This is a genomic window from Paenibacillus wynnii, from assembly GCF_030812855.1.
GTDB classification, from domain to species: Bacteria; Bacillota; Bacilli; order Paenibacillales; family Paenibacillaceae; genus Paenibacillus_AQ; species Paenibacillus_AQ wynnii_A.
The window spans coordinates 1-24,389 of sequence record NZ_JAUSTK010000045.1; the positions used below are offsets into that span (position 1 = coordinate 1).

The window sequence follows — 24,389 nt, forward strand, 5'->3', positions numbered from 1 at the left end:
TTTTTTTCAACTTCTTTTTCGAGCTCGGCATCAACATTTCTTGGCCGGAATAAGAATATATCATGTATAGAAATCAATTGCAAGCTTTTTTTGAATGACTTCTTTTCAGTCCATCATTCATCGGTGCAGACAAGTCTTTGATAACGCTTTCTTATAATAACTCATTACTAGATCAAAAATCAACCCTTATACAAAAATAAAAACAACCTGCTTAATAATTAAGTAGGTTGTTCATTTATCACGTTTATTTTAATTATTTTAATAGAATTTAGCCGAGGTATATTTGCTGGAGCTTTTGATTAGTTCGGCTGTTTTTTTGTTCTTTATTAATCCAGCGTCCACTGTTGTATCAATGGTTACCCATTTCCCATTCAGTAGAACTTCATTCCAAGCATGGTACTCAGTTACATAGCTCGTGTTGCCCATTACCAATTTGGCCGGAATGTCTACGCTACGGAGCATCGCGGCGAATAAGGAAGAGTAATCGTAGCAAATACCTTTTTTGTTCGTAATCGTATTATTAATATTAGGAATGTAGTCCGTAGCAACATTGGCTGCCAATGAATAGTCATACTGTACGTTCTTAACGATGTAGTTATAGATTGCTTTCACTTTCTCTTCATCATTTGTCATGCCTTGTGTCAGTAGTTGAGCTTTCTGAATGGCTTTATCTGAGGAATTCCATTTAATATTCTGAACAGAATTCAAATATACAACATCAGTATTGCTTAGAGATAAGTCCACTACTTCAGAGTATACGACTCTGTACTTGTTGCCTGTTGTATTCTCAAGAACAGACACCTTGTAAGAACCATTACCTTGTTGAAGTGGAAAAACTTCGGTTTGATTAGAAGATAACAGGTTATAAGTGTAGCTGCTATCATCCTTAGTAATCATCAGCTTGGTACGTTTATTTGATGGTACTTCATATTGTACTCCGATCACACCCTCAGCTAACTTCGATGTGTTCAACCAAGGGGTATCGGCAGTTGCTGCTTCTGCTGTATTAACCGGTACTGAGGTAACTAACACGAATAGTGTCATTAACATGAAATAGAACTTCTTCATGGATAAAACTCCTTTCGGTAGCTGGCTGCCATCCTTTCGGGAAGACCCTTTAGCTTTGCGTCCCTATCTTTCGATAGGTTTGCCGTTATCGTTGTAGCTTTATCTATATCTACTAGAATCATAGAAACGAGTTAATTAAAACAAAAAAAGCCTCTTCATTCGGTAGCTGGCTGCCATCCTTTCGGGAAGGCCCTCTAGCTTTGCGTCCCTATCTTTCGATAGGTTTGCCGTTATCGTGTTTAGCTTTATATCTATTATATTACCATGTTTTCGGTAATACTCAATAGACTGGTTGATAGAATCCTCTATTTTATAATGATATTTTACGATAATTCAAATTCTGTACATTATTCAGGGTAACTTGGCATGAATTATAAGCCGGTGCGTCGGATTGACCAGCGGATCACAAGTAATAAGTGTAAGGATCGAGTCCTTGTTATTGCCCTTAAGAACAGAAACGTCAGTTGGCTCCACGATAGAAATATCATAAACCTCATAATTGTAGTCTTGGTTCTTGGTCTTTACCGTAACAATGTCACCTATACCCACTTCATTTAATCTGTTGAACAATCTTCCTGTCTTTCTGGCTCTATGAGCAGCAATTGCTGAATTACCTATCTCACCTAGAGGTGTTGTTTCCTTCATATGCGTGGCGGCATGCTTCATATTCGCTTTCGTAGCCCCTTCAAGTACGGGAAGCTTTAGGTCTATCTTCTTAATCTCGATGAGTGCAATCACATCTCCGCCAACCTCCGGCTGAGCCTGAGCAGAGTTGTCCTCTTCTGTCTGAGCTTGTTCGTCCAACGCGGATTCCTCAGCAAGCAGCTGAGTAACCTTAGCATATCTGCTTTTAAGCTCAGCATCATTAGAAGGTGTCTCACTTTCTCTATAACTCTGTTCTGCTTCATTCACCAGCCGATTCTGCTGCCAATCGTTAAACCACTCATTAGCCTTCGGATACAGTATGATCAAAATACCGCATAGTATCAGCAGGTAGGAAAACTTTCGCATAGAATGCACTCCTCTCTATTAAGATGATGATAAATATATCAAAAAACCCATTTCCGACTACCAAAAAAGTTGATAACAACCGTAACAAAGGTAACCATAACCTTAGCCATTAACACTTGAACCCCGAATTTGTCAGTCAAAAGGTTCATTAACAGCAGGGAGATACCCAACACTACCAGATTAAGTAGAATAAATCTCAATAGCTGCTTGCGGTCAAAGCCGTCTGTGCTGTTGCGGTCTCGGTCTCGGAAGGTCACCTTTTTATTGAGAATAAAGCTGTTGGCAGTACCCGCACTGTAGGAAATGACTTGAGCCACGCCATATACCATCCCAATGGAATGTAATAATGTAAATATCGCAAAATCAACCAATGTGTTAAGCACGCCGACTGCGTTGAACTTCAGAAATTGAACGACTCCGGCTCGCAGGCTTTTATCGGACATGGCGTTGTACCTTCAGACCCGCCTCTAACGATTCTTCATTATCATGGTAACCAGTTGTCTCACGAACAATATAAAGTGGTCTGTCCTTGGACTCATCGTAAATCCGACCGATATATTCACCGATAACACCAAGCAGCATTAGCACAATACCATTGAAAAGCAGGTTAATCCCTACAATAGAAGCCCAACCGGGTACGGTCCACGAGGTGAATAATTTCTGGAACAATACAAGAAATAAGTAAATAAAGCTGGCAAAGGAAAGAAAGAAACCGATATAGGAAGCGATTTTGAGCGGCTTATGTGAGAAAGAGGTAATTCCGTCTAATGCAAAGCGAATCATTTTTTTCAACGGATATTTGGTCTCGCCTGCAAAACGCTCTTCCCGTACGTATTCGACCATAGTCTGGCGGAAGCCCACCCAACTTACCAAACCTCTGACATATCGATTCTTCTCTTTCAATCCTCTTAGTACATCACATACTTTACGGTCAATAAGGCGGAAGTCACCTGTGTCCGTTGGAATCTCCACACTCGTCATGCTGCTTAGAAGCCTGTAGAAGAGCTTAGCCGTAACTTTTTTGAAAAGAGTCTCCCCATGTCGTTTCAATCTCTTCGCATATACAACGTCGTAGCCTTCCTTCCACTTCTCGATCATCTCTAAAATGACCTCCGGCGGATCCTGAAGATCTGCATCGATCACTACAACCGCCTGACCTTCAGAATAATCCATGCCCGCGGTTATTGCTACCTGATGTCCGAAGTTACGGGAGAAATCAATCAGCTTTACGTTTTTATCCCGGCTAGTGATTTCCCGCATAATTTCTACTGTACGGTCACGGCTCCCATCATTAACAAATAAGAGCTCATAAGACTCCCCGCAGGTGTCCATTACTTTTTTCAATCGATCATACGTGTGGGCAATAACTTCTTCCTCATTGAACATAGGAATAATTACGCTGTATCTAGCTTTCATTACGTTCCTCCTCAAGCATAGTCATTCTTCAACATTTAAAACACCCAGGTAGGGAACCAGCGTAAAAAGTGTTTAACATAATCCCCGTTAACCTCCATACCCGACAGCACCGGATAAAACGCGATAAACAGCAACGCTGCAAGCCCTATAAAGATATAACGAATGTAACGGGCTTTTGGGTGCTTGACATCAAGAAGCTTCATCATATAAACAAGACTAAGAATTAGAAATGGTACCATAGCAAAGTAATGGTAAAGAAAAGTCTCACGCGGAACAAGCATCCAAGGTACAAATTGAGAAAAGAAAGCAATCCATATCATGTATAGACTTTTGTCTTTACGTTTGATAGACAGCCATAAAGTTCCCAACACTGCAAAAATCCCTGCCCACCAGATGAGCGGATTACCCATGGTGACAATGCTGGTTACTTTACCCGCAGGAAGACCTTCCCCACCGCTGTAGAACCAGACCGGTCTTTTCATAAAGGGCCACTGCCACCAGGAAGAGGCAAAGGGATGCGTAGCTACAAGCTGACTATGGTAGTTGTACATGTTCTTCTGGGCATCAACCAGGCCTTTAAGCGTATAACCCTCCGCTGTTGGTGTCAGAACAGGGATGAAAGAAAGACTATATACAAGGACAGGAATAAGAACAAAGAAAACTATGCAGCTAAGCAAAGTAAGGGTCGTATTCCTCCAAAAGACTTTGACAGCCCCCTGGCTGGCATGTTTCAGTTCCTGATCACTAAGTTTACCTTCAGTCAGAACTCTCTTTGCCGCACGATACTGCCTATGACGCTCAAGCAAAACTAAAGCAAGCATAATCGCGAGCCCGGCACCCCCATACAGCACGATCCACTTGGAGGCTACTCCTATCCCGAAGAACAATCCGGCCCAGAATAAGGGAACTAGGGTTTTTCTTAGAGGAACCAGATAGAAGTTCATAGTGAAATACCGCTGCATGAAATAAAACATCAACATGATGAAGAAGACACCGTACACATCTATAGTGGAGATACGTGTTTGGGTGAAGTGCATGAAATCTAGAGCAAATAATCCTGCAGCAACAGCCGCGTATCTACTCTTTCCAAACAAACGCAAAGCCATAATGTAAATGAGCGGAAGCATGGCTATACCAAAAAGTGTGCCGACAATACGCCAACCGAACGGATTCACACCGAACAGCTCCATCCCGATAGCAATGAACAGCTTTCCAAGCGGTGGATGCGTATTCTCGTAAGCCACAATTCCATGTGTATATTCATAAGCCGTACGAGCATGATAAATCTCATCAAAATAGGTCCCGTTCATGAACCCTGAATATGCGGGAATTAGTGACTGCTCATCAAAAAGGTTGATTGGACTTCCGTGTTTGGATACGACTTGGGCATCCGGAACCACATTGGCAATCGGCAGCGGAGTTCTTCCGCCCCCCTGCGCATACAAGGCAATCTCATGCAGCGCGAATCCCGGTGAATCAACTGTAAGCTTCATATAACGCGCCGCTACGTTGAGGGGTTGGCTTTTCCATACAAATACATTACCTACGTCCTCGTTAACATCCAGTGGTGTACTCCAAGTATCAGGGGTTTGGCTGAATTCCAGCTGAAATTTACCCGTACCAACGCCTCCGAATATATTCACACGCTCCAGCTGTTTGCTCTCTCCTAGATCGATGTAGAAGCTTTCGCCTTTGGCTGCCGGTTCCCATAACGTTTCCGGGGACTTGGTAGAACCTAGATTGAACAGGGCAAGTGCCGCATATACAGCTGTAATCAAGATAATCCCTATCCAGTCCTTGCGTTGAAGCTTGAGCTTCGATCCACGTCCGCTCTCCGCAAATGGACGGATATCTTCAATAATACTCAAATCCTCGGCATTCTTCTCCGCCACTGTATATTGGGGAAGAAGGAGTTTCGTCTCTTTCCGTATATACACATGGTAACCAATATAGAGCATATATAACAGAAGCCCAAGATTGGTAATCGCTGTGATCAGCACAATTCCATCCGAACCGGGATTATTACCTGCGTTCAGATGGGCAAGCGTATAACCTACATTGATATATTGAGTCAAGCTGAACCCCAGAAACAAAGTCAGGAAACGCCGGTCACGGCTTTCAATAAAACTGAAGAGACACAGAATTACAACCGGGAAAAGATAACGTTCATGCATTTTGGTTCCAAGTACAAACACAATAACGATCAGAACCATCCCTATATAGTAGGACTTGGATAGATCGAGACGCTCTTTGGCAAAGGAAAAAAGGACTGCAAAGGCGACCGCAACCAATATAAAGATAAATCCCCATATTCGATAGGTGATTCCCAGCCAAGTTGTATCCAGTGGCGACCACAAGGGATCGGTCAGTGCATACAGATTAAAGGCATTAACCGAAGAATACGGATAGGAGGACAGGGTGGCTTTGTAGAGACGGATAATGCCACCCAAACCGCCGTTATTCCAGAAGAAAGGAACGGCAAGCAGGATAAATGTGCCAAGACCATATAATGCACCCACAGCAAGCTGCTTCCATGCACGGTGATGATAAAAGGCAAACATTAGAACCGGAGTGAATATAAGCGCCTGCGGCTTAATCAATACCGCGATTGCAAAAAATATGGCTGATCGAACGAAAGCTTTATCAACAGCACCCTTAATACTCATGAGCAAAAATATCAGGAAAAAGGAATCGGCTTGACCCCAAGCAGCTGAATTAATAAGGACGGCAGGATTAAATAAGAAGAGAAGCATCAAACCTACAGCTAGGCCAGAGCCTATTTTCTTACGCCCTATTCTAAATATCAAATATCCAAGCACGAGGTCAGAAAGGATTGCAGGCAGCTTGAAAAGCAGGGTCTCTCCCGCCGAACCGTGTGCAAAACCGAATACACCCTTAATGAAACTAAGTAAATACAATACATATAAATACCCCGGAGGATAATCAGCAAAATAACCCTCTTGATAAAAATTCCCAGGACCCAAATCCACCATGCGTTGACCCCAGGCAATGAAGGTATTCATGTCATTCTCGTACCCCTGCGCGGTTATACCAATCCATATCCGCAGAATAAGCGAGGTTCCCATGGCTACAACCAGCCATCTCTGATAGATGACTTCGGGTTGATCCAAAAGTCCTTTGCTACGGAAAGCTCTATTATAGAAGTAAACAAAAACAATAGTAAAAAGTGACGAGATTAGCAGCAGCATTGTGGGCGATACTTTGTGGGAAGCAGCCGCCGGATCTTCGCTGCTTGCGTCCTGAGCTGCAGCCCCGCTATCCAATGAAATAATATCCTTTCCGACAGGAGCAGCCTCTAACAGCTCTACTGATAAATCATCGAAATAGGCTTTGCCTTTGATCAAGCTGGAATATCCTCCAAGGCTGGCACCTATCCCAAACACCGTTTGCTCGGGTCCGGTTTGACCGAAAAACTCAAGATATTGCCAGTCCCCAGCCGTATCTATAACACTTGGATAACCGCTTCCGATCCCTACGGCGAGGATATTCGCACCTGTTCCATCGCCTTCGGCACTTACTACCTTCACCCATCCAGATATTTTATAGTAACTTCCAGACTGAGCCTGAATATCCTGTACCCACTTCAAGTGATTGGGTTCCAAATTCTCAATCATAGCCGCGTTGCTGCCGGAATGGACCTCCTCTGATTGAACAGAGATCAGTCCGGAGCCGTCACCTGAAATCCATGCATCCCTTGTCCAGTTGGAGGGAGCATTCGCTTCCCCTTCTTCAAAGCCAGGATTCTGCACAAGATTCCCTGCTGCAAAGGCACCTGAGACAGGGAAAACAAATAAAAGCAGCAGGAACAGAACCATTGCAGTTATGCGTTTATTAGTAGTTATCATTGCTCAACCTTCACCTCACCGATGTTATTCCAGCGATCCGCTGGTATTCTAAACTCTCATTATTCATTTCTAGGGATAAGCACAGTATAATTCTTAAATTTTGTAATGGAAAAATGCTCACTCTCCATCGGAAGAGACTGCAACTCTCCATTCCAAATGATATAAGCAGCCTTCTCCTTCGAGGTTATGTCCGGCCGGCCAAAAACATATCTGCCAAATGAAGACACCACCTGAAATGCATCACCGGGATTCTTGTACTTAACAGTCTGCAGAAAGTCATTAGGATTAATTTTCTCATAAAAAAGCACATAAATATAAGGCATGTTTACCTGATCTGTAACGTACACCTTACCTTCACTCTCTATAGAAGCAAATTGTACAGCTTCACCGAACGATTCATAAAAAGCCGGTCCGATTTCTTGAGGATAGTCACGAAAGTATGCCGCAGCGAACAGTACAAAGAATACACCGAACAAGGCAGCTGAAGCGACTCCTGCAGCTTTTACCTTGTGGGCAAGCCATAAAAACCCTTCAACAATTAAAAATAGCAGAGGATAAAAAATAACGTTAATCCGGTTGATATTTACATCCGTGATGAAGGACATAAGAACAGATACGATAAGCCATAACAGAACTAAAAAGCGAGGTCCCGCTGCATGTTCTTTATTCCATAAGGATTGCAGCATTAGGATCAGACCCACAACAGCAAAAGGTAATGCAATGGGATAAGCGTATCCATAAGGACTAATCGCATTCCAGAGCAGTCCATCCGTTCCACTGACAATCAAGCTTATAAAGTTCCGGAAATTTGCACTGGCAGCTGCCCATAGGTCTCCACCAAATAGAGAGGAAATTTCCTCAACACGCGGTGTAGTCAATTTCGGTATTGAAAAGAGCAGTGTTTCTATGCTCTGGAGCTTCCAATGGTTGATAATAATAAATAATAGAATAGGTAGAGCCAATAGTACAAACAACACAACATTCCAAAGCGCTGTTCGAAGTGTCAGCATCCTGTTAAATAGCAGGAACACAGCTACTGCCAAGGTAAATACCGGTATGAAAAAATATGCAGTCCCATACGCATACAGCGAAAGTGCCGCTAAGACAGTAAAACCATAAGACCATTTCGGGGATTGGAATGACTTCAATGCACAGTAAGCTGCAATTAAAATAAGGGTTGGTAATAAATTGGATTCCAGCGCCCATCTGGACATCATAATATGCCATGGATTAATAGCGATAAGGAACATTGCAGCTAGATCTGCAGACTTAGATTTAAACAAAGCTTTGGAAAAAAGATAAAATACGATCATGCCCAGCAAGCCCATCAGCAAGCTGACTGCCCGCACTGAAAATGGAGTTAATCCGAATCCTAAAATAAAGGGCATGGACAAATAGGCATAAAGGGCATTCTGGCCGCTTCCCCATGAAATAAGGTGAATCGGCAAGTGAATTCCGTTCCGATCTATCCCGTAATGTAGAATAGCAAATGCATCATAACCTATGGATGCTTCGTCCTGATTCAAACCTCCGGGAATGGACCCTATGTAAAGAATGCGAATTGCAGCTCCCGATAGAAACAAAGCTACCAGCCACGGATTGTTTCTGCAGTAGTTGTACCCACCTTTTAAACTACTCCACAACACGCATCACCTCTTCAACAATATAATCTATATGCTGGATGAAGAAAAGCCCTTCCCTCTGGACTATGGAAGACGGCCGTATATACTTAATACCAAAAAAGCGGCCCCTTCTATTAGAAGGAGCCGCTAACTTTAAAGATTAAGTCCTAACCTTGGCTGCCGATTAGTACATAACGAAGGATAATCAGAACAGCTAGTACCCACATCATCCAGTGAATATCATACTTCTTCTTGCCGGATAGGTTACCCACAAAAGCAAGAATAACATACGTAACAATACCGAAGGAAATACCATTAGCGATATTATAAGTGAACGGCATAATTACGAAGGTCAAGAAAGCTGGAATTGCAATAACCATATCTTCAAAATCAATCTGACGAATCGATTGGGCCATGAGTACACCAACGATAATAAGTGCTGCTGCCGTAGCTGAACCCGGAATCAATGCAACGACCGGAGCAAAGAACAACGCGAGCAGGAAGCATACCCCAGTGGTTACAGCAGTTAGACCTGTACGTCCGCCTTCTGCTACACCTGCGGCACTTTCAACATAAGCTGTCGTTGTGGATGTACCCAACACCGCACCGCCTGCTACTGCAACCGCATCTACAAACATTGCTTTACCTACACGTTTTTTACCCTCTTCAGGGTTATCCATAATACCTGCACGCTGTGCTGTACCCACCAGCGTACCAAAAGTATCAAATAGTTCTACGAAAGTGAATGTTGCAATGGTCGAAACAATACCTGTATGAAGGATACCATCCCAGTCAAATTCCATAAAGTTCAATTGAGTGAAATCAGGAACCCAAGGGGTTTGCGGATTGGACAAGCTGCTGAAATCTACAGCACCCATCAGGATACCCGCTACAGTTGTACCAATAATACCAAACAGGATTGCACCGCGAACCTTAAGCACCATCAGGATGGCAATGAGAAGAAGACCTATAATAGCCAATTGAACATTTGTGTTCTCCAAGCTTCCCATGTGTATTACAGTTTCGAAGGAAAGTACATCTGTAAAGGTGTTCGCTTTGATGTCGTTGCCGGCTTCAACGCCGATCGTCATCAAACCGCTGTTCTTAAGCCCGATAATAGTGATAAACAAACCAATACCTACTGTAATTGCATGCTTCAAGCCGTCAGGAATGGCATCAAGCAATATTTGACGTACCCTGGTTATCGTTAAAAGGATAAAGATCAAACCGGAAATGAATACCGCTGTCAATCCCATCTGCCAAGTAAATGGAGAATCCGATGTTGCAGAAGACAAGATTACGGATGCGAAGTATGCATTAAGCCCCATACCAGGAGCCAAAGCTACCGGGAAATTAATAAACAAGCCCATAGCGATTGTAAAAATACCTGCTGCCAGTGCTGTTGCCAGAAATACGGAATACCATCCCATATCAATGCGGCCGAAAGCTGTTAAAGTTCCTGGGTTAACCGACAGGATATAAGCCATTGCCATAAACGTGGTCAAACCGGCCATAATTTCTGTGCGCACAGTAGTACCATTCTCTTTCAGTTTGAAAAAGCGATTCAAATTGTTCTCCCCCTAAGGTATGTTGGTATGCTGTTGGCAGCAACAAAAGGCCGGAGTCTTGGGAGACGCCGGCTCGAAAAAAAAGTTCCTCCTTGATAATCACCAGCCTTACAGCAGTGATAACCTAGGAATCCTCTTCTTAATCGTAGCCAGGTCATTACGGTGACCTCGTAGAAACTTTCAGGCCAATCCCTGAAATTATACGAATATTTGTGTTGTTGTGCTTTATCATTTTAGGTGGACATGACATGAGTTGTCAATGGCAAAAACGAACATTATTCGTCATATTTTTTAAATCGTTCGTAAATCAGACAATTTTCGCGACGACACCACTTGACCCATTGTCATTGTCCGGCTGCTGAACGATTGAGAAGGAATTCTTCGAGTTGGTTTATATTCTGGAATCGATGAATTGGAACTGCGTGGATGTAAAGATGGCTCTCTAACTGAACGTTAAGATGTTCCACGGCTGCTTGAAGCTGGAATAATTTTTCAGGATCAACAAGAGCCGCCAGATCAGGAAATCCTAAACGGTTATAGCTATCCTGATAGTCTAAGCCGGAATTCAATTCACTGGGCCACTGCCCCTTTTCAGCAAAAAATAAAAAACGGGCGATTTCATCCTGTACCCCAATAGCCGCGAAAAAAGCCGTAGGATAATCATTGCTTTCACAAGCAGTAAGAATTTTGTCTAAAGTACCCTTTGCCTCCTCGTAAAAGCCGTTCATTCGCTCACGATAAGATGGTGTTCCAGCGTATGACTCCTTGTGAGTCAGTACCAGTTCAAGGGTATCGGCTGTCAATTGCTCACAAGCCAACCGGATGTCTGCGGATATCCGACTGTACAGAATAACGTTATAATGGTGCTCCAATCGGTTTGGTTTTATGGGGAGTTGTAGAGTTTGTTCTATATTTTTGCCCCATCCCCTAGTGAAATATGTACGATTCAGCAGAGCAAGACATTGAAATATTTTTGTTAAAATCAATTGTGCCTCTGTTCGATAAAATGTAATGTTATTCTCCAAGTTGCGGGCACAGCTCATTTTATACAAATGAACATAGACATCATTAAGCTGAGACTCCGCTTTTTCTGTCAGCTTTTGTCCATTACTCGGCTCCTGATTGGATGAAATAGATTCTCTCAGCTTCATAAACCGAAGTCGGTCTGCCTCCGAACGGACATATAGAAACTGACAATCCGCAATAATTGTAGTAAACGGATCATCGAAAGAGGCCATTTTTTCAGCACGCTCCCAGCTAATGGGCCAAAAATCAAAGCTGATGTCGTTTAATACAAAGGATAGACTGGCTGAATAACCTTTAGACGTAGCTGGAATAAAGAAAAAATCAAGATCTGACCGCTTAGTAGCCGTTCCTTGCGCATAAGACCCATAATAGGCAACAATCGCAATATCCTCCGGACAAGTAGCTTTGATATGGTTAACCATCGTTTGGGCAACATTAAATACGTCCAATATGAACCCTCCCATTGCTTCTATGTACCTCTCAAGGATATTCGATCCTTGCCAGGAAATGTTGGGAATTAATAACTATAATTAAATTTATCTCAATGAAATAACTGCATTCTGTACACTTATTATTGGGGAATGATCCTGCTAAGTGACTTTAGTTGTACTTTTTGCATTTATATCCTGAAAAACCCTCATAATGCACCTTCCCCAAGGAATATAGCTGCAGAAAATACAATTAAAGTATCGCCCCTCGGCAAAATCGATGGTTTAAGTGTACAAACTACAACTAACCTGAAAAGCCAAGGCATGTGACCCCGCAGACACCTGCACATTACCAGGTATTAAATGGCCTTGTTTTAAAAAAGTGCGCATAAAAAAGAGCTGGAACGCCGTTGTACCGGCAGTTCCAGCTCTTGCTTTTGGATGATCCTTCTATTCCCACTCAATCGTTGCAGGCGGTTTGGAGGTCACATCATATACAATGCGATTTACGTTTTCTACTTCGTTTACGATACGAACAGAGATTTTCTCCAATACATCCCACGGAATACGTGCCCAGTCAGCGGTCATGCCGTCGATGGAAGTTACTGCACGAATACCTACAGTGTATGAGTACGTACGGGCATCACCCATAACGCCAACACTCTTCATGTTAGGCAAAGCTGTAAAGTACTGCCAAATCTCACGGTCCAGACCGGCTTTGGCAATCTCTTCACGCAAGATTAAGTCGGAGTCCCTTACGATGGTCAGCTTTTCTTCCGTAATTTCACCCAGCACACGAATTGCGAGTCCCGGTCCAGGGAAAGGTTGACGCCATACGATCGCATGCGGCATTCCCAGCTCTTCGCCCAATTTACGGACTTCGTCTTTGAACAATGTGTTCAGAGGTTCAATCAGGCTAAATTTCATATCTTCAGGAAGCCCGCCCACATTATGATGCGATTTGATGGTTTGTGCTGTTGCCGTTCCGCTCTCTACAATATCCGTATAAAGTGTTCCTTGGGCTAGGAATGAGAAGTCTCCCAGCTTAGCTGACTCTTCATCGAAGCAATAAATGAACTCATTTCCGATGATTTTACGCTTCTGTTCAGGGTCATCTACACCAGCCAGCTTGCTCATAAAACGCTCACGGGCATCAATTTTGACAACATGAATATCGAACTTACCTACGAATGTTTCCATAACGCTCTCTGCCTCGCCCTTGCGCAGAAGACCGTGATCGATAAACATACAGGTTAATTGATCCCCAATCGCACGATGGATAAGCATCGCCACCACGGAGGAATCAACTCCGCCGCTAAGTGCGCAAAGTACTTTTTTATCTCCGACTTTATCTTGAATATCCTTAATTGCGTCTTCAATAAACGATTCCATCGTCCATTTGCCTTCGCAACCGCAAATTTCGTACAAGAAGTTGGAGATCATCTCGTTACCGCGTACGGAATGTTGCACCTCAGGGTGGAACTGAACGGCAAAGAATTTGCGTTCGTTGTGGCTCATTGCCGCGATTGGGGCGCTTTCGGTACCCGCATCCAGCTTAAAGCCTGTCGGAAGCTCAACGACATGGTCACCATGGCTCATCCATACGGTCTGGCGGCTCTCAAGTCCCCCAGCAAGCAAAGCTCCTAGTTCAAAGTCGACGTCTGCTTTGCCGTACTCACGTTTTGCAGAGCGCTCCACCTTACCTTCAAGCTGATGGGCCATAAGCTGCATACCGTAACAGATACCGAAGATTGGCAGACCCAAATCATAAATAGCTGGATCAACATGCGGTGCATCCTCAGCATAGACACTGCTAGGGCCGCCGGAGAAAATAATTCCCTTAGGTGAAAGTGCTTTGATCTTGTCAATTGGCGTATTGTACGGCAGAAGCTCGCTGTATACCCCTAGGTCCCGAATTCTGCGCGCGATAAGTTGGTTATATTGTCCTCCGAAATCGAGAACGACGATGATTTCATTTGGCTTGTCCATTACGTGCCTCCCTTGATTATTGGATTCATTATACTCATGGATAATTAACACCGTCAAGGAAGGAGACACCGTATTGTAGAACCCTTTTGTCAAAATCAAAGGGTACACTTCCTGATCTTGCAAGAATAAACAAACAATGCACGTTTATTAAGTTACACGCAGTGTAATGCCCAGGCAGACACCTATAAATTCAGTGGCTGACGCGGAGTCAGGTAATGATGGTTCGGCAGAGACCAACTGTGCATCTAAAGAGGATGCACAGGTTGAAGAAGCCGGAACAGCTCGCTCGCGGAAGCAAGAGCGAGGGTGGGCCGGGCTGTACGCCAGTAGCTCCCACTGGCGTACAAACTGCCAGACCGCTTCGCGTAGTCTGGCATCCTCTATGTGCAGGGAGGCAGCGTACTCCCTGCCGGTCATCCCCGGCGGCGGCTGGCCATAGCGCGCCGCCAGCCCTTGCCAAGCCAGAGCGGCTGCGGCCAGCAGCCGTTCTGGCTTGGCCGTTCTGCTGCTGCGCGCAGCCAGCAGCAGGGCCAGGCTCCGCCGCCAGCGCCAAGCGGCGGCGGGAAGCAGCAGCGCCGCCGCTTGGAGCGGCGCTGGGGTTGGCCCGCCCTGGCGCAGCCGGGCGGGGAGGGTGCCCGCGCCAAGCGCAGCGGGCGAGAATAGCCCCGGCGGCACGGCAGCCGCCGGAGGTTGACCTGGCAGCGCGGTGCCCGCTGCCGCTATTGAACCCGGCGTGGGGTCGAAGGGAACCCAGCCCGCGCCGGGAAAATAAACCTCTACCCAGGCATGTGCATCCGCCTGGGTGACTGCATACCGCAGAGGGACGGAGCCCTTCTCTGCGGTTCCAGGCCCGTATCCCTGCACGTATCGTGCGGGAATGTCGGCGCTGCGCAGCAGAGTAACCATTGCCGTAGCGAAGTGAACACAATAGCCTTTCTGGGATTCGAACAAGAAGTCGTCCACAAAATCGGCTCCTACCGGTGGCACCTTGGTATCCAAGGTGTATGGATAGCGACTCTGCAAATAATCCCTTACCGCAACGGCAGCATCATACCGGCTCCGTGCAGGTGCTATGATCTCTCCAGCCAGTTCCCGAACACGGTCCGGGAGTGAGGTGGGCAGCTCTAAATAAGTATCCTTTACCTTCACCGGGTCCGAACCGGCAAAGGCACGAAGAACCTCGGGGTTCATCTCAGGCAACAAAGACATAACCATATATGTGGTTATCCGCGCCGAACCTCTAATGTTGGGCAGCCGGAAACTGTCCTTCTCTGCATTCGAAAATATAAATCCCAATTTACTGCCGTCAGCCAACTGAACATTCGTAACATCTACAACCCTTCCGGCGCCAAATAACGGCTGCCCTCCAGGCGATGGAACGGCGAATTGTACCCGTTGAAGCAGCGTAGTTCCTCCTGATTCTATGAACTCTGGAGAACTCTCATCCGGCAGACTTGCCAAATTCAGCGGTTGATAAGCCTCGCTGCTTTTTCCCCATCGGCGTCCGTCATAATAAGCGAAGCTTTCTCCGCGCCAATAGACGGGTAGACTGCTTTCTGCCGTGAACACAAGCTCATTGCTTTGGGATAAAGGCGTGCCTAGCTCTCTTTCACCAGAGCCGTAGCCTGTCATTCCCGCTGCCATTCCCTGTTGTACCGAACTTTCTCCTTCGGCCCATGCCTGCAGCTTGCCGAGCACCGGCAGCAATGAAATCGGCGATCCCGGTTGCGGGCTATACAGCTCACCCCCACACCAAGCTGCTGCCGTTAGTCCGGCAGCAGCTATAAAAGCAGTAAGCCCCCAGCGGGCATACGGAATATTTCTCCAGCCGGGATTTTTTTCTCGCATTAGAAGCAACCAACACATCGCTTTCAGCCATAAAATCAAGCCTGTTGAAATCACTATCTCCTGAATTGTATTGATCTCGGTCAGCCTGTTCAATATCAACAGGTAGATCAGGGTTACAATACTAAACAGTGAAATACTGGCTCTAAAAAGAGCTAAATGCTGGACGGAGGCTACCAGCATCCCCCAACCTACCATCAGGATTAATAGACGGCTCTCGCTGCTGAGTTCGGACATCTTCCCGGAAAGAAACAGGAGTGCATCCCCTTTGATTCCCGTGAGAAAAGCGGTTAACCAGGCTATGCCTTTATCCTCTGCGCACATATATATCCATGATAATAGAATAATTACTAACTGCATCGACTGGGGCACCCAGCCGGGGAGATGGAACAATCCGCATACTAATAGCAGCATTGCCGCCAGGGCAAGAACAGCCAACAGCTGGCGGGTGTCCTGTTCCTGGCTAATGCGGTATAGAGGATGCAGCCACTGTATAAACAATCCCATTATAGGCAAAGAGAACAGCAACCTGAAATATACGGGAAGCCTCCCCGTGTATTCGGCTGAACTGCTCTCTTTCTTCCCTGGTGACCGACCTCGGTTCATACCTTGATCAGGATCTTCTACCCTCAAACCCAATCTACCGTACTCTTGGTTGTCCAGATGGCTCATGGGAGGGTTCCACCCCCTGACCATAGGTCGGCATTGCATGCTCGAGACAATATAATCCCGCGCCCAGACGTTTTAAACTGTCTCCGATGGTGCCATTTCCAGAAGCAGATCCCGGAGATTTCCGATCCCATGCATAATATAAGCTGACTTTCACGCCATGCGATAATAAATGGGCAATTACCTTTGCGGATTCCTGCTCCAATGTCCCTGTGACGACAGCAATGCTCATGCCCGGAATCCATCCATGGGAAGCATCATCGAGAAGTTGCGACAGACTTCTTGTGCTGTCGGACTTAATTTCAGTGAGGACATTCAGTACCCTGCCCGGAATGGCACCCAGCCCTTCATGCCTAGCCATCCCTTCGGGCCATCCGCCGCTGAACAGCTGAACATAAGCACCTGAACGCTCGGCAGAGCGCATCAATCCCATTGCTGTCGAAACTGCCTTTTCAAACGCAGGAGTTTCCGTCCCCCTACTACTACGGGGTAGAAGCGCATCCGCAGGTATCTCATAACTCTTGAAGGCGTTATCCAGTACGATACAGATCATACGCGCATCCCCCCGTTCAGGGGTTCGACTGTGCAAAGTCCCATGCCGGGCTGAGCTTTTCCAATGGATTCGGCTCAGTGGATCTCCGGGTAGATAATGACGGATATCTGTAGCCTCTTCTTGGCTTCTACTGCGCAATGCAGCAGCAGACTCACCCGGAATATAACCGCCCTGCATATTCATTTGTCCAAAATATAATGGGGACGGAAGTACTTTGAATTCTGAACTTCCCTTCGGATGACTTATACCTGTAAACCAGCCTGTTAAATCGCCCCACTTTATATAGCAATTCTCTAAATGGTGAAAGCCGCGTGTCACTTTCGGCAATCTGTAGGTATAAATAAAAGTTCTGCGAAAGCCGGGAAACAGCAGTTCCCGGTGAATTTCACCGCTCCATCGGTCTGTAATCATCATCCATGGCAGTGGAATACGCGAACGAAAGCTAACTTGAACTGTGACCATCACCGATTCACCGGATACGGCATGAACCGGGGTGACCAAACGATTAATATCTATCCGCTTAGGTCCGAGCAAATACAACATGAATCCGCCAACCAAAAGAAGTCCGACAGCCACAGAAAGGAACAGCAGCTCAAAACCACCTAGTCCTAAATATAAACCGAAGAACAAACCGCCTACACCCAGCATTCGCGCCCACTCTAACAAAGCCCTTTTATTGCGGAGATAGGGTAGTTTTTCCGTCGGTTTTGGGTCAATCTTCTGTTGCGGATCTATTAAAGATGAAGAGGACAATGGGACAACCCTTCCTTTTTCCATAGATTTAGATGCTATCTATTCTTCCCAGGAAAAAGGGGGGGCAGACGCTGCAATGAACTCTTTTTGCGGTTAAATGCAATTTATAAAGCTAATCAGCCTTCACCCGACGCTCCTCGCTAGTCACATTGGTTGACAGCGGCGGATGCTCGACAATTTCAAGCAGATCGCGAAGCGATACCCAGATTACTCCGCCTATCATTTCCACTTTACCTTTCCTGACGGATACCTCACCGTTAACTCCGTTGAAGACCAGCTCTTTATTCTCAACATCCGCCAAAAAGGATCGCCCATTTAAGGTAGCCTTTCCGCTACGAATACCCGCTTCCCAGTTCGCCTTGCCTCCAAGTCTCTCAATAACAGCCCGCATGGGTACCATGTATTGACCTTGCTCAATCCTGTACTCCCCTGGCTTAAGCTTCGTTTCCTGCTTCCCCACTTCCAGTATCAGCGGTTTCCCTACCTCGAACAAAGCGCTATTAGTGGTTATATTCGAGGCAATCCAAGCCGCGGAAGGTTTAGCTGCCTCTGAACCGGCACTGGACGAAGAAACCCTGAATTGTACAGGCTTAACCTGGTTATCCAGTAAACCAAAGGTATACCCTGCTGCTTTGTAGCGGGCAATAATTTCAGGGAGCGCCTTCGCACTTTCTGCATGCCCTCCCCCATCATGAATTAGCAGAACTACACGGGAGGAAGTAGTATTCGGTACTGCCTCTTTGATGATTTCAGCTGCTGGCACCCCTCTTCGTTTGGAGTCACCGCTATCCACAGTCCAGTCAGTAACTAAGTACCCTGCTTGCTTCAGCAGGTAGAAGTAGGTATCATCAAAATGACCGAAGGTTCCGCCGGGTGCTCGAATAAGCTGAGGTCTTGTGCCTGTGATGCCTCGAATAATCTCTTCAGTCTTCTTGATCTGGTTCCAAAAGCGGGTAAATCCGCTATATAATTCGTGATAATTATGATCATAGCTATGATTGCCTATGGCGTGACCTTGTTCCCAAATTTTGCTAATGACCTCCGGGTGGCTTTTGGCTCCGTTGCCCAACACAAAAAAGGTCGCCTTCACACCTTCACTTTTTAGAATATCAAGTACTTTTGCAGTGACTGGACTGGGTCCATCGTCAAAGGTTAAATAGACCATTTTGCGGGATTCATTGTCTTTTGATGCGACTGCGGGCGTTGGTGAGACCTGAGGGGTGTTCGGTTGCTGTGCAGCGGAGGAATATTTTATGGCCACAGGAACGTTTTGTTTTGCGTGAGCAGGAGATTTCTCCTGCAGCTTTGTTGTCCTGATACTTGCAGCTTGCGAGGTACCGCAACCAGATACTACCATCATTACAGCTATCATTAAAAGCAATCCGCGCAGAACTAATCCTAGGCTGCGGGCTTTCTTGTTATCCCTCATCTTCTCTACCTCCAGCATTCTATTGGCTTTTGGTAGATTGTATGAAGACAAGCTTCAGAATAGAATAACAACTGCCTTCCTGGAGAGTGACAACCTAATGGAAATGTTGAAATGGATTCAAGAGTTATTTGCCAATTACGGATATAGTGTATTGTTCTTTGGGTTGCTGCTGGAGTTCGTCGCTTTGCCTTTTCCGGGTGAGACCACCCTGGCCTTTGCCGGGTTCCTGTCCTATATGGGAAGACTGGATTTCATGACCTTAATTCTAGTCGCCTTCATTGGCACAACTGTAGGTATGACTACAACCTATTTCATCGGACTGAAAGCCGGATTACCTTTTATACAGCGCTATGGCAAATGGTTTTTGCTCTCTCCGAGTAAGCTGGACAAGACGCAGCGTTGGTTCGAACGGTACGGAAGCATCCTTATTTTTATCGGTTATTTTATTCCCGGCGTACGTCACTTTACCGGTTACTTCTCCGGCATCATCGCCCTTCCCTTCCGAAAATTTGCCTTGTATGCTTACAGCGGCGCTCTATTTTGGGTATTGCTGTTTCTCGGCCTAGGGCGGATATTCGGCCCTCAATGGGAGGGAGTTTTTCATTTGTTCGAGCTTTATGATATATGGATCCTTGCAGGTATTGCGGTGGTTGCCCTGTTCATTATCTTATACCGCTTCCGCCGTAGCATAGGTGCCCATTTAGGTAAACGGAAGGCCAATATTAAGTTGAAAGCCAAGATAAAAGAGCCCTCAAGAGGCGGTGATTGAACCGCCCTTTTTTTTGCTGCGCAGTTATTGGCAAGACTTTGTACCCTTTTGTTTGATAAAATAGCTGTAGTGATCCTGAGATAAGCGGGGGTGCAGCTAATGAACCATTTCATTAGATTAATGATTTTCTTCATCGTTATATTGGCAGGGTGTTCCAATAATAAAGCGACAGAATACCCTTTACTGCCCTATCCAGAAGTTGTTGTGTGGGATAACAAATCCTATGTTGTAACCGATGAAATCGTAAGTCAGTTATCTATTGGACAAAAGCTGGGTCATGTCAAACGTTACATAGATCCAACCATAGCCTTGCCTGAAAAAAATGAAGACTCCACTATAGCCCCTGTAGGGAGTACAATCTATGAAATAAAAGGCAGGGACTTGAAGTATGAATTTGCCGTTGAAATCAATGGGCAGCTTCGAAAAGCCGTATATAATGAACCTTAATATAGACCGAATATTCCAAGAAAGCGGGATCAACCTGTGAAAATAGATCGATTGCTATCCATTGTCATCCTGTTAATGAACCGAAATCTGATTCAGGCAAAAGAGCTCGCCGACATGTTTGAGGTGTCCGTGCGCACGATTTACCGTGATATCGAAAGTATTAATCAAGCGGGCATACCAGTGGTTACCTATCAAGGAGCCAACGGCGGTATAGGGCTTATGGAAGGGTACCGCCTTGACCGTAATATTCTAACAGACAGGGAGCTGGCCGATATTTTTACGGCCCTGCAGAATGTCTCCGCCTATGGCGGGGGTGAACATTCACTGCTCATGGAGAAGATCAGCAGCGTGATTCCCCCCTCCAAAATCGATGCCTTCCGCAGCAAAACGACCCAGCTCGTGGTCGACTTTTCACCCTGGGGGATTAACAGCCCTCTGGAAGAGAGGCTGAGTACTTTGAAGGAAGCGCTTGAGCACAGCGTGGCGGTAACCTTCGAATATGTCAGTGCAGAGGGTCAGTCAACTCTGCGTTCAGTGGAGCCCTACACGCTGGTGCTGAAGGGGCAGTCATGGTATTTATACGGCCTATGTGCATTACGGCAGGAATTCCGGTTGTTCAAGCTGCTGCGGATGAAGGCACTCGTGAAGGAGACGCGTACTTTTACAAGACAAGACCTTCCTGCGAAAGAGCTCCCTTGGATCGCTGAGATGACAAGAGAAACCTCATTGGTGCCAGTGGTTCTTCGTTTCACACCCGAAGGTAAACACCTTGCCGAGGATCGTTTTGACTACACTGAGCTTGAAGCTGACGACATGGGCGGCTACAGGGTCTCGCTCGACTACCCTGAGGACGGGTGGTTATATGGCTTCCTTCTAAGCTTCGGAACAGCTGTGGAGGTGCTTTCACCGGAGCATATACGTCTTAAACTTGGGGAGATGGGCGCAGGAATTGCTGCAAAATACGGATGCTCAAAATAAACCTGACGGAATGTCGTCAGGTTTATTTTTTTATAATGGGTACATAACCTAAGCATATGGATTAACCATTACAAATTTAGAGGAGAGATTCGAAGATGGAACAGGGACAGAACCAAGAGCAAATATTTTGCCAAAGCTGCAGTATGCCAATACAGGATTCCGCATTATGGGGTACGGAGCAGGATGGCAGCAAAAACAGCGAATATTGTATGTACTGCTACGAAGCCGGAGAATTTAAGCAGCCTGACATTTCTCTACAGGAAATGACTGACCTATGTACAGGTTTTATGGTCCAAGAGGGTATGGCCGAGGACACGGCAAGACAGATGCTTGCTGAACAGCTGCCCCGCTTGAAACGGTGGAATGCTTCCTAATTCTTTATTCGGTTGGATTCCTTATGATGCATGAAGGGATGGGGTTACTTTCGGGTCTGACCTGGTTAGTTGCACTTTATACATCTATTAGGTGCAGAATTGGGACTTGCAGAGCTATAAGTGTATTAAGTGCAACTAAAATCTACCAATGGAGGCGTTATCGCCGAATATTGTAGATATAAGTGTACAAAGTGCAACTATAGTGAGCGGTTCGGGTATGGTGGATGTTTTAGTTGTATAAAGTACACTTAAACGCTCAGACGGGCTCGGAAAAACTCACCAGTGCCTCCATATGACAAAAAATCCGGAAAATAGACTTCTTAGAGTCCATCTTCCGGATTGTGAGAGAAACCTAACTTCTATAACCCAGAAAGGGACTAATCCTCGGGTCAGTACAGACCGAAGGATTAGTCCCTTTTAATTATAAGATTATATATTGTTTACTTTAATTCGCTGTTTCTTTCTCCGTCTGCAAAAAATCAGGCTGCGGCGAAGTTTTTTGAATAAAGAAAGCCAGCACCAAGGCAGCCACCGTTACCCAGGTCGCCACTGTAAAGGCATGGGTAATCCCATTGATTTGAGCTTCCTGTGTAAGCTGCAACATTGCGGCCTTATCCGTTTGGGAGACAGCTCCGCTCATTACAGCATCTGTAATGAAGTCTTTAACCCGGTTGGTCATCAAGCTGACAAAAAGAGCAATACCGAGTGCGCCCCCTACCGTACGCAGAGTATTCGACATTGCGGTACCGTGCGAGCTGAGACGCTGCGGCAATTGGTTAAGGCCTGCAGTTACAATCGGCATCATCAGCATCGACATCCCGAACATCCGCGCCGTATACGTCAGAATGAGATGAGTGTATGTGGTTGTCTCAGTAAGCTGGCTGAATTCCCATGTTGTAACTACCGTAATGATAAGACCTATGACAGACAACCATCGTGCACCGATCTTATCAAAGATAATACCCGTTATCGGGGACATAATTCCCATCAGGATCGCACCCGGCAGCAGCATCAGACCGGAGTCTATCGGCGTAAATCCGCGAATCGTTTGTAAATAAATAGGTAGCAAAATCATACCCGAATACATAGCCATGGTGACGATAATATTAACTATTGTAGTGAGAGTAAACATGTTGTACCTGAAAATACGCACTTCCAGCAGCGGCTTTTCTGTAGTAAGCTCACGCACAACGAACAGAATCAAAGAAATGACGCCCAAGACCAGACAGAAGATTACGGTCTTACTTCCCCAACCTTCGGTTCCAGCATCACTGAATCCGTAAAGCAATCCTCCAAAGCCAAGTGTTGAGAAAATAATGCCCGGCTTATCCAGCGTAGGAGAGGTTACTTTCCCTACATTTTGCATCGTCTTCATTCCAAGTAAAGTCGAAAAAATAGCTAACGGTAGAACGATATAGAAAAGCACACGCCAAGAGTAATTCTGTACTACCCAGCCTGACAGCGTAGGGCCTACCGCCGGAGCAAATATCATAGCAACGGCCATCAGGCCCATCGCTTTACCCCGCTCTTCAAGCGGGAAAATCCGCAAGAACACAATGTTCATGAGCGGCATCAAAATCCCCGCGCCGACAGCCTGAATTACTCTGCCGACCATGATCATCTCAAATCCGGTTCCCACTGCACATACCAGCGTACCTATTGAAAATAAAACCATCGCAGTAGTAAAAAGCTGACGGGTCGTAAACTTCTCCACCAGATAAGCACTTATAGGAACCAGAACACCATTGACCAGCATAAATCCAGTCGTTAACCATTGCGCCGTATTGGCGACAATATTCAAATCCTCCATCATTTTCGGCAATGCCACGTTCATAAGTGTTTGATTCAAAAGCGCCACAAAAGCGCCTATAAGCAACGCCGCAATGATGGGGCCTCTGCGCAAAGTCTTAGATGCTGCAGCAGCGTTAGCAGTTATTGTACTCATAGCTTCTTTTTATCTCTCCCTTGTTCTAATATTTTGACGATTTCACCGTGAATCCGCAGCAGTTCCCCGGCGTCCTCGATCGGAATAGTGGAAAGCGGCAGCAAATGTCTTCTCAGAGATTGTTTGCTTCTTTCCCTAATTTCTATACCCTTATCGGTCATCGACAGCTTGAAGCTGCGCCGGTCGCTCTCCGAACGCTGCCGGGTAATCAAGCCCGCTTTCACCATGCGGTCGACGACTCCACTCGCCGCACTGTTTCCTAAATGGAGCAGTTCTGCCAGCTCAGTAATACCAATTTCAGGGTGCACAGACAGCTTCCGCAGCACCATGAGCTGGGTCGGTGTAATCTCAAGCTCTTCGGCATCTTTCCACAAAAGCTGCTGGAATGCATGGCTTATACGGCGAAAAGAAGAAACAATCTCGTCCAACTGCTGCTCATTTCCCTCCAACATCCTTACCCCCATTTAGCTTCAAAATATATATTTCGCATGCGAACTATTTTACTATTTACGTATTTATTCGTCAATAGTTTACTGAAAGTTTCTGAAAATGTGCACGAAGTAACCAAAGGATTTAATTGCACTTTGCGCAGCTATTTGGTGCTAAAAAGTTGATCAGTGGACTTTAGTTGTA

Annotated in this window: 18 protein-coding genes and 3 riboswitches; of the genes, 4 read left to right on the forward strand and 14 right to left on the reverse strand. The window is 45.7% G+C overall.

Annotated elements, in window-relative coordinates; genetic code table 11:
• Positions 1-258: 258 nt before the first annotated feature.
• The 12 genes from J2T20_RS24565 to J2T20_RS24620 form a co-directional block, all read right to left on the reverse strand.
• Positions 259-1,068 (reverse strand): transglutaminase-like domain-containing protein, encoded by an 810-nt coding sequence (locus J2T20_RS24565; protein WP_307592469.1) that lies wholly within the window; start codon positions 1,066-1,068, stop codon positions 259-261.
• Positions 1,069-1,081: 13 nt separating this feature from the next.
• Positions 1,082-1,162: riboswitch (cyclic di-GMP riboswitch) on the reverse strand.
• Between the two features lie 64 nt (positions 1,163-1,226).
• Positions 1,227-1,307: riboswitch (cyclic di-GMP riboswitch) on the reverse strand.
• A 112-nt stretch (positions 1,308-1,419) separates the two neighbouring features.
• A complete protein-coding gene (locus tag J2T20_RS24570; RefSeq protein ID WP_307592470.1) occupies positions 1,420-2,079 on the reverse strand; it encodes a class D sortase in 660 nt (219 codons plus the stop codon).
• Positions 2,080-2,117: 38 nt separating this feature from the next.
• On the reverse strand, positions 2,118-2,522 hold the full coding sequence (locus J2T20_RS24575) for a GtrA family protein (protein ID WP_307592472.1): 405 nt from the start codon (positions 2,520-2,522) through the stop codon (positions 2,118-2,120).
• Entirely contained in the window at positions 2,512-3,495 is a 984-nt protein-coding gene (locus J2T20_RS24580) for a glycosyltransferase family 2 protein (RefSeq protein WP_373457855.1), read from the reverse strand. Before J2T20_RS24580 ends, J2T20_RS24575 begins: the two co-directional genes overlap by 11 nt.
• A gap of 35 nt (positions 3,496-3,530) precedes the next feature.
• On the reverse strand, positions 3,531-7,361 hold the full coding sequence (locus J2T20_RS24585) for a glycosyltransferase family 39 protein (RefSeq protein WP_307592476.1): 3,831 nt from the start codon (positions 7,359-7,361) through the stop codon (positions 3,531-3,533).
• A 59-nt stretch (positions 7,362-7,420) separates the two neighbouring features.
• Positions 7,421-9,004, reverse strand: a complete 1,584-nt coding sequence (locus J2T20_RS24590) for a glycosyltransferase family 39 protein (protein WP_307592478.1) — start codon at positions 9,002-9,004, stop codon at positions 7,421-7,423.
• Between the two features lie 146 nt (positions 9,005-9,150).
• The gene (locus J2T20_RS24595) at positions 9,151-10,551 is read right to left on the reverse strand and encodes an NCS2 family permease (protein ID WP_307592479.1); all 1,401 of its coding nucleotides are present in this window, start codon (positions 10,549-10,551) and stop codon (positions 9,151-9,153) included.
• Between the two features lie 126 nt (positions 10,552-10,677).
• Positions 10,678-10,777, reverse strand: a riboswitch (purine riboswitch).
• A 118-nt stretch (positions 10,778-10,895) separates the two neighbouring features.
• The gene (locus J2T20_RS24600) at positions 10,896-12,026 is read right to left on the reverse strand and encodes a hypothetical protein (protein WP_307592481.1); all 1,131 of its coding nucleotides are present in this window, start codon (positions 12,024-12,026) and stop codon (positions 10,896-10,898) included.
• A 429-nt stretch (positions 12,027-12,455) separates the two neighbouring features.
• Positions 12,456-13,994, reverse strand: a complete 1,539-nt coding sequence (gene guaA / locus J2T20_RS24605; RefSeq protein WP_307592482.1) for a glutamine-hydrolyzing GMP synthase — start codon at positions 13,992-13,994, stop codon at positions 12,456-12,458.
• Positions 13,995-14,141: 147 nt separating this feature from the next.
• Entirely contained in the window at positions 14,142-16,511 is a 2,370-nt protein-coding gene (locus tag J2T20_RS24610) for a transglutaminase-like domain-containing protein (RefSeq protein WP_307592483.1), read from the reverse strand.
• Positions 16,480-17,814: a DUF58 domain-containing protein gene (locus J2T20_RS24615; protein ID WP_307592485.1), complete on the reverse strand. Its 1,335-nt coding sequence runs from the start codon at positions 17,812-17,814 to the stop codon at positions 16,480-16,482. Before J2T20_RS24615 ends, J2T20_RS24610 begins: the two co-directional genes overlap by 32 nt.
• A 112-nt stretch (positions 17,815-17,926) precedes the next feature.
• The gene (locus tag J2T20_RS24620) at positions 17,927-19,243 is read right to left on the reverse strand and encodes a polysaccharide deacetylase (protein ID WP_307592487.1); all 1,317 of its coding nucleotides are present in this window, start codon (positions 19,241-19,243) and stop codon (positions 17,927-17,929) included.
• A 97-nt stretch (positions 19,244-19,340) separates the two neighbouring features.
• Here J2T20_RS24620 and J2T20_RS24625 point away from each other — a divergent pair, with 97 nt between their 5' ends.
• The 4 genes from J2T20_RS24625 (at position 19,341) to J2T20_RS24640 (ending at position 21,811) form a co-directional block, all read left to right on the forward strand.
• Positions 19,341-20,012 (forward strand): DedA family protein, encoded by a 672-nt coding sequence (locus J2T20_RS24625; protein ID WP_307592488.1) that lies wholly within the window; start codon positions 19,341-19,343, stop codon positions 20,010-20,012.
• A 99-nt stretch (positions 20,013-20,111) separates the two neighbouring features.
• Positions 20,112-20,459, forward strand: a complete 348-nt coding sequence (locus J2T20_RS24630) for a NisI/SpaI family lantibiotic immunity lipoprotein (RefSeq protein WP_307592489.1) — start codon at positions 20,112-20,114, stop codon at positions 20,457-20,459.
• A gap of 36 nt (positions 20,460-20,495) precedes the next feature.
• Positions 20,496-21,437: a helix-turn-helix transcriptional regulator gene (locus tag J2T20_RS24635; RefSeq protein ID WP_307592491.1), complete on the forward strand. Its 942-nt coding sequence runs from the start codon at positions 20,496-20,498 to the stop codon at positions 21,435-21,437.
• A 95-nt stretch (positions 21,438-21,532) separates the two neighbouring features.
• Complete coding sequence (locus tag J2T20_RS24640) at positions 21,533-21,811, forward strand: zinc ribbon domain-containing protein (RefSeq protein ID WP_307592493.1); 279 nt, start codon at positions 21,533-21,535, stop codon at positions 21,809-21,811.
• A 445-nt stretch (positions 21,812-22,256) separates the two neighbouring features.
• On the opposite strand, the gene J2T20_RS24645 is transcribed toward J2T20_RS24640, so the two are convergent.
• Positions 22,257-23,756: a DHA2 family efflux MFS transporter permease subunit gene (locus tag J2T20_RS24645; protein WP_307592495.1), complete on the reverse strand. Its 1,500-nt coding sequence runs from the start codon at positions 23,754-23,756 to the stop codon at positions 22,257-22,259.
• On the reverse strand, positions 23,753-24,208 hold the full coding sequence (locus tag J2T20_RS24650) for a MarR family winged helix-turn-helix transcriptional regulator (RefSeq protein WP_307592496.1): 456 nt from the start codon (positions 24,206-24,208) through the stop codon (positions 23,753-23,755). Before J2T20_RS24650 ends, J2T20_RS24645 begins: the two co-directional genes overlap by 4 nt.
• Positions 24,209-24,389: the final 181 nt, after the last annotated feature.

Coding starts and splice junctions, on each gene's coding strand:
- J2T20_RS24565 (WP_307592469.1), bottom strand. CDS start 1,068: ATGAAGAAGTTCTATTTCATGTTAATGACACTATTCGTGTTAGTTACC.
- J2T20_RS24570 (WP_307592470.1), bottom strand. CDS start 2,079: ATGCGAAAGTTTTCCTACCTGCTGATACTATGCGGTATTTTGATCATA.
- J2T20_RS24575 (WP_307592472.1), bottom strand. CDS start 2,522: ATGTCCGATAAAAGCCTGCGAGCCGGAGTCGTTCAATTTCTGAAGTTC.
- J2T20_RS24580 (WP_373457855.1), bottom strand. CDS start 3,495: ATGAAAGCTAGATACAGCGTAATTATTCCTATGTTCAATGAGGAAGAA.
- J2T20_RS24585 (WP_307592476.1), bottom strand. CDS start 7,361: ATGATAACTACTAATAAACGCATAACTGCAATGGTTCTGTTCCTGCTG.
- guaA (WP_307592482.1), bottom strand. CDS start 13,994: ATGGACAAGCCAAATGAAATCATCGTCGTTCTCGATTTCGGAGGACAA.
- J2T20_RS24610 (WP_307592483.1), bottom strand. CDS start 16,511: ATGAGCCATCTGGACAACCAAGAGTACGGTAGATTGGGTTTGAGGGTA.
- J2T20_RS24620 (WP_307592487.1), bottom strand. CDS start 19,243: ATGAGGGATAACAAGAAAGCCCGCAGCCTAGGATTAGTTCTGCGCGGA.
- J2T20_RS24625 (WP_307592488.1), top strand. CDS start 19,341: ATGGAAATGTTGAAATGGATTCAAGAGTTATTTGCCAATTACGGATAT.
- J2T20_RS24630 (WP_307592489.1), top strand. CDS start 20,112: ATGAACCATTTCATTAGATTAATGATTTTCTTCATCGTTATATTGGCA.
- J2T20_RS24640 (WP_307592493.1), top strand. CDS start 21,533: ATGGAACAGGGACAGAACCAAGAGCAAATATTTTGCCAAAGCTGCAGT.
- J2T20_RS24645 (WP_307592495.1), bottom strand. CDS start 23,756: ATGAGTACAATAACTGCTAACGCTGCTGCAGCATCTAAGACTTTGCGC.
- J2T20_RS24650 (WP_307592496.1), bottom strand. CDS start 24,208: ATGTTGGAGGGAAATGAGCAGCAGTTGGACGAGATTGTTTCTTCTTTT.